This is a genomic window from Actinoplanes sp. NPDC000266 (assembly GCF_042899005.1).
Classification (GTDB): Bacteria; Actinomycetota; Actinomycetes; order Mycobacteriales; family Micromonosporaceae; genus Actinoplanes.
This window is the reverse complement of the sequence record NZ_JBIAZI010000001.1, coordinates 1,509,724-1,516,063: the sequence shown is the minus strand read 5'-3', so window position 1 is coordinate 1,516,063 and position 6,340 is coordinate 1,509,724. Positions and strand designations below refer to the sequence as shown.

Here is a 6,340-nt window from a genome sequence, read left to right as displayed (position 1 = left end):
TTTTTTGGTGTGGTTCTGTGCTTCCCGGGGGGGGGGGGGGTGGGGCGGGGGGGGGGGGGGCGGGGCGGGGGGGGGCCCCCCCGGGGGGGGGGGCCCGGGGGCCCCCGCCCCCGCGCCCGGTTCCGTGACCTGATGGCGCCGGCCGCGCCGGTCCTGGACATGAAGGAGGGGAAATGACCGGCGAGCACTACGACCAGATGCTTCGCGACGCCAACCCGCACCGGCCCGCCGCCGTCGACCTCGACGGCGCCGACCAGATGCTGCTGGCGCAGATCGTCGCCGAGCCGGTGCGCCGGAGGCTGCCGTTCGCGCTGGCCGCCGTGGGGGCCGCGGCGGCCGTCGCCGTCGTCGTCGCCGTGACGTGGCCGGCCACCCCGGCCCACCGGCCCGAGCCGCCGGCGGTGTCGGCGAGTCCCTCCCCCTCAGCTTCGCCGGTGCCGGTGCCTGATGTCCTTTCCAAGGCGGCGAAGGAGAGCCCGCGCCTGCTGGCCGGTCCGGGATGGACGGTCGTCCATGTGGTGCCGATCGGCACGGCGCAGGGCGAGATGGCGTACGAGAAGGGTGATCGCGGTGTGATGCTCACCTGGCATCCCGCCGCCGACTACCGCAGCTATCGCAAGGACCGCCACCAGGGCCGGGAGGAGGTCACGGTGGCCGGGCTCACCGGCTATCAGGTGGCGTACGGCGAGACCGACTTCGACGTGGTGACCGAGCCCCGCGACGGCGTCTTCGCCGAGTTGCGCACCGACGACGGCTGGACGCGGGAGGAGTTCCGCACCTTCCTGGCCGATGTCCGGCGGGTCGACGTGCCCACCTGGATCGCCGCGGTCACCCCGCCCACCAGCGAACCCGTGATCGAGGCGCTCGAAGGGGTGCCGCTGACGCCGTCCTGGAAGGCCGGCGGCCTTGACGCCGCGCAGGACGACACCGCGGTGGTCCGGCGGGTCGTCTGCGCGTGGCTGACCGAATGGCAGCGCGCGACCTTCGACGACGACGGCGACGCCGCCAAGAAGGCGGCCGACGCCCTGCTCAGCAGCCCCGATTGGCCGGTGGTGCAACGGATGGAGAAAAGCAGCGCGCTGCCCCGCACGGTCAAGGTGGTCGCCGAACGCGTCGCCAACGGCCAGGCCGACGACCGTGAGGTGGATGGCTATCGCCGCACCTTCTGCGGCCAGAACTAACCGAAGAGCGAGCCGCTGCGCTTGCCACCGAAGCAGTGCCGCGCGTGATGGGCCATGCGCGCGGCATGCTCGGGGTGGTCGCCGAGCGACGAGATGCCCTGGGCGAAGTCGAGCTCGATCACCCCGGTCAGGTGGGCCAGATAGACGTCGAAGCCCGGGTACCACAGGCCGTACTCGGGAACGTCGCGGGCCAGATCGGCGTAGTAGAAGACCGGCCACTCCCCCTCGGCGTCGGGCTCGCTCGCCACCAGCACGTGGTGCAGCCCCACGTCCGCGTTGGGGCTCGGCAGCGGGAACACCCGGTCGAAGCGGGCCAGCGACCGCAACGACGTGTCGCTGAAGATGTCGTTCCAGGACGCGTCGTCCTCGTCCGGCTCGTCGAGGTCGGTGCCCTCGTAGCCGCGGATCTCGATGCTCTGGACGTACGCGATCAGGGTCATCGGCTCAACGCCGGGGAACCGGCCGTCGAAGGCCAGCCACCGCCGCACACTCGGCGGCACGTCCAGTTTCGCGATCTCGGCGGCCGGCATCGGCGCCGGCGGCCCGTCGAACAGCGGCCGCAACCGGGACGGGTCGGCGGTGACGGCCTCGACGACGCGCTCGATCATCTGCACGCCGGGCAGGCTAGCGGGTCAGATCCTCCCGTACGCCGGTGGGCCGCTCCCGGACCGGCTGGCCCATCTCGCGAAGCTCGCGGGCCGCCCGCTCCGCGTACACGGCCGCGCCCATCGCCTCGAACGCGTCGTGCGCCGCCTGCAACTCGGCCCGGGCCTCGGTGTGCCGGTTCCGGCGGCGCAGCCATTCGCCGTACAGCAATCGGGCCCGGCAGCCGTTGGCCGTGGTCTCGGCCGCCGTGAGCAGTTCGATCGCCTCGCGGAAGCGGGACTCCGACCCGAGCACCAGCGCGTCGGCCAGCGCCTGATTGCCCTGGGTGGCCGCCGGCGCCGCGTTGCTCAGGGCCGTACGCTGCGGCGCCGGGAGCGAGCTGAGGCGGTCGAGCAACGGGACACACCGTCGCAGCAGCGCCGAGTAGGCGATCTCGGACTCGGGCTCGACCCCGGCCGCCCGGACCACAAAGTCCGATTTTCGGAGATCTACGACAGGAGCGCCGTCTTGCCGCTGCCGGCGGACCCGCGCAGCACGAGCGAGCGGCTCCGGCCCTGGCCGGCATCGGCCAGCAGCGTATCGAGGATGTCCTGCTCGAGACGACGGCCCAGAAGCGGGGTCGTCATCAGCGGCCCGCGACCAGATCCCGTACGGCGGTCGCGGAAAGCTCGATCTTGGAAAGGAACCCGATGGCGGGACTGGCCGCGATCAGGTCGGCGTAGTCCTCCCCCGAGTGCGTCGAGATCATGATCACCGGGGTCGGTGCCAGCCGCGCGGCCAGGTCGAAGCCGCTCTCGCCGCCCAGGTTGATGTCGACCAGCGCCACGTCCGGGTGCAGCTCGGCCGCCCGGCCGAGCGCGCCCGCACTGTCCTCGGCGGTGGCGGCGACGGTCAGGCCCTCGCGTTCCAGCAGGTCACGGGCGGCGAGGAGGAAATGCTGGTTGTCGTCGACCAGGAGGCAGCGCAATGTCACCCCGAAAGGGTGACAGGCGCGGGCCCCCGGCGCATTCCTGCCAACCGGAAGTTCACACCGGCACGCGGCAGGTGATGGTCGTGCCGCCGCCGGGAGGGCTGACCATCTCGATGGTGCCGCCGAGCGCCTCGATCCGGTCGGTCAGGCCGACCAGGCCCGAGCCGCGTGACGGGTCGGCCCCGCCCACCCCGTCGTCGCGCACGCACAGCTCCAGCACGCCCTCGGCCACCGAGGCCTCGACGAGGACGACCGTGGCGCTCGCGTGCTTCACCGCGTTCGTGAGCACCTCCGAGACCACGTAGTAGGCGCCGATCTCGACCGCCTCCGGCAGGCGCGCGTCGAGACGTACGTCAATCTCCACCGGAAGCGGCGAACGGCGCGCGAGCGCACGCAGGGCCGGCCGCAGGCCGGAATCGGAAAGGACGGCCGGGTGGATGCCACGGGAGAGCTCGCGCAGCTCGTCGATGACCGTCATGAGCTCGGCCGCGACGTCGGCCGCGCCCTCGGCGTCGGTGACCGAGCGCAGCCGCAGGGCGAGCGCGACGAGTCGCTGCTGGGCACCGTCGTGCAGATCCCGCTCGATGCGCCGGCGGGCCTCGTCGGCTGCGGCGACCAGGCGGGCACGCGAGCTGACCAGCTCGGCCCGGCTCTGCGCGTTGGCCACCGCGATGACGCAGAGCTCGGTGAACGCGGCCATCCGGGCCTCGGTGTCGTCCGGCAGCCGGCCCTCGGTCGAGCCGACGGCGATCATGCCCCAGAGGCGGCCGTTGGCGTGGATCGGCATGCCGACGGCCGAGATGAGGCCCTCGTCGGCGTATTTCTGCCCGCCGGGCAGCTCGCGGAAGTCGTTGATCCGGCCGATCTTTCCGGTCTGCTGGACGCTGGCGGTGAGCCCGGTCGGCGGATAGCCCACCCAGCGCTCGCCGACGCGCACGTGCGGGCCGCTCGTGCCCTCATTGGCCAGCAGCGTGACCGTGCCGTCCAGCTCATAGCGGAAGAGCCGGGCCGTACTGCCGCCGAAGTGCCGCCAGATCTCCTTGCAGACGGCGGTGAAGACCTCCTCGGGCGGCACCCCCTGGGCGACCAGCAGCGCGAGCCGGCGCAACTGCACCAGCGTCTCGGCGTCGTCCATGTGTCCGTGCACCCGTCGAGGCTGCCATCCGGCGGCCGGAACCCACAAGATCGGCCGTTTGTCGTACCGTGCCTGCGATGGAGAGCCGACGGGTGGTGAGCGACGACGAGGTGACCCGCGCCGGGTGCCGTTTCTTCCTGGCGCACGGGACCGTCGAGATGAGCCGGCTGGCCGAGGACATGTGCGTCAGCAGGGCAACCCTCTACCGGATCACGCACAGCCGCGACCGCCTGCTGGGCGACGTGCTGTGGCGGCTGGCCGAGCGGATGCTGTCCGACGCGCGCCGCGAATGCACCCTGACCGGCGCCGACGGCGTGCTGGAAGTCACGCGCCGCTTCACCGAGCGGTTGCTTGCGGCCGAACCCTTCCGCCGGTTCCTGACCGCCGAGCCCGAGGTCGCCGCCCGCGTCCTGATGACCGGGGCCGGCCGGGTCACCGAGCGGGTGGTCGCGGCCCAGCACGAGATCTTCCGCGAGGCCGGTCTGCCCGAGGCCACCGACGACCTGGCCTACCTGTACGTCCGGATCATCGAATCGGCCCTGTACGGCGAGCTGGTCGACGGCCGCAACGCCGATCTGGCCCTGGCCGAGCGGGTCCTGAAAGAGATCTTGAGACAGCTGTCGCACGATCCTCGGTGACCATGGTGTTACCGATCGACCAACGCTTATGGTTCGGCGTGCCCAAGCCCCGAGCCCTGTGGCTGCTGGCCGTGCCGACGGCCGCGCCCCTGATGACCCCCTTCGTGAACAGGCTCGAGCCCGCGTTCCTGGGCGTGCCGTTCTTCTACTGGTACCAGTTCGCCTGCGCCTTCCTGGCCATCGGCGTGCTCACCACGGTCTATCTGATGACGGCGGAGAAGAAATGACCGACGTCTCCGTCTTCGTCGTCCTGATGGTCGCGGTGCTGTCGCTCGGTTTCGTCATGGCCCACCGCCGCCAGGCCCGCCACCGCGAGACCCTCGAGGAGTGGGGTGTCGCCGGCCGCGCCTTCGGCAACTGGACGACGTGGTTCCTGCTCGGCGGCAGCATGTACAGCGCGTACACCTTCATCGCGGTGCCCGCGCTGACGTACGGCGTCGGGGCCATCGGTTTCTTCGCGGTCCCGTTCGCCATCGTCACCGCCCCGCTGACGTTCGTGCTCACCACGAAGATCTGGTCGGTGGCCCAGCGGCACGGTTTCCTGACCCACGGCGAGTTCGCCGGGGCCCGCTTCGGATCGCGCCCGCTGAGCGCCCTGATCGCCGTCACCGGCATCGTGGCCACGATGCCGTACATCGCCGTCCAGCTCATCTCGTTGCAGGCCATCCTCCGCACGGTCGGCCTCGGCGGCGAGCTGCCCCTGCTGGCCGCGGTCGGCGTGGTCTCGATCTGCACGTTCCGCTCCGGCCTGCGCGCGCCGGCCCTGCTCTCCATCGTCAAGGACATCCTGCTGGCCTGGATGCTGCTGACGGCGGTGCTGATGGTCGCCATGTTCGGCGGCTGGGACACCACGTTCCACCAGGCCGGCCAGCGCTTACCCGCGGGCCTGCTGCTGCCCGACAACGGCCAGCTCGGCTTCCTCACCCTGGTCATCGGCTCGGCGCTGGCCATCTTCGCCTATCCACACGCCCTGACCGGCATGCTGGCCGCGAAGGACCGGGCGACGGTGCGCCGCAACGCCGCCGCGCTGCCGATCTACTGCGTGGCCCTGGCCCTGATGGCCCTGCTCGGGTTCTTCGCCCTGGCCCGGGGCGTGACACCGCTGGACGGCGACCTCAACACGGTCATCCCCCGCATGATCCACGAGTACTTCCCACCGTGGTCGGCCGGCGTGGCGTACGCGGCGCTGAGCATCGCCGCGCTGATCCCCGCGGCGGTCATGTCGATCGCGGCCGCGAACTGCTTCACCCGCAGCATCTACCGGCCCTATCTGCGCCCGCAGTCGTCCCCCGCCGAGGAGGCGCGGGTCAGCCGCTGGACGTCGCTGGCGGTCAAATTCGGGGCGGTCGCCTTCATTCTGCTGCTCGACCCGGCGTATTCGGTCGAGCTCCAGCTGATCGGCGGCGTCATCATCCTGCAGACGGTGCCGGCCGCGGTGCTGGGCCTGCTGACGAACTGGTTCCATCGCAAGGCCCTGATCCTGGGCCTGCTGACGGGCCTGGCGGTCGGCGTGGTGATGCTCTACAACATCTCCCGCGTGGACGCGACGGGCCGCGTGGTCGAGGCCCACTTCGGCGGTTCGAGCTGGTCCCTGGGCGACGGCCGCACGGTCTACGTAGGACTGGTCGCCCTGGCGGTAAACCTGCTGGTCACGGTCGCCTTCACGGCGTTGCTGCGCATGGCCGGCGTTCCGGCGGGCCCGGACGCGACGATCCCGGAGGACTACGACAGCGACACCGACGACCCACGCCAGCGACGCCTGGACGCCCTGCTCGACGGTTTGCCGCGCACCGAGAAAACCTCCATTTAG

Annotated in this window: 9 protein-coding genes; 4 read left to right on the top strand and 5 right to left on the bottom strand. The window is 71.5% G+C overall.

Annotation, left to right across the window (positions count from 1 at the left end; translation table 11 throughout):
- The first annotated feature begins 173 nt into the window (after positions 1-173).
- Entirely contained in the window at positions 174-1,181 is a 1,008-nt protein-coding gene (locus tag ACFY36_RS06340; protein WP_499744835.1) for a hypothetical protein, read from the top strand.
- On the opposite strand, the gene ACFY36_RS06335 is transcribed toward ACFY36_RS06340, so the two are convergent.
- From ACFY36_RS06335 to ACFY36_RS06315, 5 genes are read right to left on the bottom strand one after another with little or no spacing between them, the layout of a single operon-like run.
- A complete protein-coding gene (locus tag ACFY36_RS06335; RefSeq protein WP_499744834.1) occupies positions 1,178-1,795 on the bottom strand; it encodes a hypothetical protein in 618 nt (205 codons plus the stop codon). The genes ACFY36_RS06340 and ACFY36_RS06335 overlap by 4 nt on opposite strands.
- A 10-nt stretch (positions 1,796-1,805) precedes the next feature.
- The gene (locus tag ACFY36_RS06330; RefSeq protein ID WP_499744833.1) at positions 1,806-2,255 is read right to left on the bottom strand and encodes a hypothetical protein; all 450 of its coding nucleotides are present in this window, start codon (positions 2,253-2,255) and stop codon (positions 1,806-1,808) included.
- Positions 2,256-2,275: 20 nt separating this feature from the next.
- On the bottom strand, positions 2,276-2,413 hold the full coding sequence (locus tag ACFY36_RS06325) for an AAA family ATPase (RefSeq protein WP_499744832.1): 138 nt from the start codon (positions 2,411-2,413) through the stop codon (positions 2,276-2,278).
- Positions 2,413-2,760: a response regulator gene (locus ACFY36_RS06320; protein WP_499744831.1), complete on the bottom strand. Its 348-nt coding sequence runs from the start codon at positions 2,758-2,760 to the stop codon at positions 2,413-2,415. Before ACFY36_RS06320 ends, ACFY36_RS06325 begins: the two co-directional genes overlap by 1 nt.
- A 52-nt stretch (positions 2,761-2,812) precedes the next feature.
- The gene (locus tag ACFY36_RS06315) at positions 2,813-3,904 is read right to left on the bottom strand and encodes a GAF domain-containing sensor histidine kinase (RefSeq protein ID WP_499744830.1); all 1,092 of its coding nucleotides are present in this window, start codon (positions 3,902-3,904) and stop codon (positions 2,813-2,815) included.
- 65 nt (positions 3,905-3,969) lie between these two features.
- Between ACFY36_RS06315 and ACFY36_RS06310 the strand changes: the two genes are divergently transcribed.
- Genes ACFY36_RS06310 through ACFY36_RS06300 form a run of 3 tightly spaced genes read left to right on the top strand, consistent with a single transcriptional unit; the run spans position 3,970 to position 6,340 of the window.
- The gene (locus ACFY36_RS06310; RefSeq protein ID WP_499744829.1) at positions 3,970-4,530 is read left to right on the top strand and encodes a QsdR family transcriptional regulator; all 561 of its coding nucleotides are present in this window, start codon (positions 3,970-3,972) and stop codon (positions 4,528-4,530) included.
- Positions 4,531-4,568: 38 nt separating this feature from the next.
- A complete protein-coding gene (locus ACFY36_RS06305; protein WP_498659747.1) occupies positions 4,569-4,757 on the top strand; it encodes a DUF3311 domain-containing protein in 189 nt (62 codons plus the stop codon).
- On the top strand, positions 4,754-6,340 hold the full coding sequence (locus ACFY36_RS06300; protein WP_499744828.1) for a sodium:solute symporter family protein: 1,587 nt from the start codon (positions 4,754-4,756) through the stop codon (positions 6,338-6,340). Before ACFY36_RS06305 ends, ACFY36_RS06300 begins: the two co-directional genes overlap by 4 nt.